Source organism: Streptomyces sp. JW3, from assembly GCF_052216785.1.
Taxonomy (GTDB): Bacteria; Actinomycetota; Actinomycetes; order Streptomycetales; family Streptomycetaceae; genus Streptomyces.
This window is the reverse complement of record NZ_JBQOUX010000246.1, coordinates 1-900: the sequence shown is the minus strand read 5'-3', so window position 1 is coordinate 900 and position 900 is coordinate 1. Positions and strand designations below refer to the sequence as shown.

2 protein-coding genes are annotated in these 900 nt (G+C 66.8%); both read left to right on the top strand.

Translation table 11 applies throughout. The features are described 5' to 3' along the window. Window positions 1-29 precede the first annotated feature (29 nt). A complete protein-coding gene (locus ACTT8P_RS38330) occupies window positions 30-356 on the top strand; it encodes a transposase (protein WP_442836407.1) in 327 nt (108 codons plus the stop codon). A 5-nt stretch (window positions 357-361) separates the two neighbouring features. Further along, window positions 362-900: IS3 family transposase (locus ACTT8P_RS38325; protein WP_442836408.1), on the top strand; the 539-nt coding region annotated here is incomplete at its 3' end.

Here is a 900-nt window from a genome sequence, read left to right as displayed (position 1 = left end):
GAGACTCGATTCCATGAAAGGATCGGGTCATGGCACGACCTTCCCGTTACCCGCTTGAACTCCGCCGTCGTGCGGTGCGCATGGTCGCCGAGGTGCGCGACGATTACCCAAACGAGACGGCCGCTCTGCAGGCAGTCACGGACAAGCTCGGTATCGGTTCCCGCGAGACGCTGCGGAACTGGCTGAAGCAGCACGAGATCGACGCGGGGACGCGGCCGGGGACGACGACGGAGGAATCGGCCCAGCTCAAGGCGCTGAAGAAGGAGAACGCCGAGCTGAAGCGGGCGAACGAGATCCTCAAGGCGGCGGCAAGTTTCTTCGCGGCCGAGCTCGACCGGCCACACACACGCTCGTAGCGTTCATCGACGAGCACCGGGACCGCTTCGGCGGGGTCGAGCCGATCTGCAGGACACTCACCGGACACGACTGCAAGATCGCCCCTTCCACGTACTACGCCCACAAGAAACGACTGGCCGCCCCGTCCGCCCGTACCGTGCGGGACACGGAACTCAAGGAGTCGATCCGCCAAGTCCACACCGACAACTACCGTGTCTACGGGGCGAGGAAGATCTGGCGGGAGCTGAACCGGCAGGGTCATGCGGTGGCCCGCTGCACCGTCGAACGGCTGATGCGCGAGCTGGGCATTGCCGGCGCCGTCCGCGGCAAGAAGGTCACCACCACCACCATCCCTGACCAGCAGGCCGAGCGGGCACCGGACCGGGTGGACCGCGACTTCGTCGCCACCGCACCGAACCGCTGCTGGGTCGCGGACTTCACGCACGTGGCGACCTGGGCCGGGGTGGTCTACGTCGCCTTCGTCGTGGACACCTTCTCCCGCCGGATCGTCGGCTGGTCCGCCGCGACATCGAAGGAGACCCAGCTCGTCCTGGACGCTCTGGA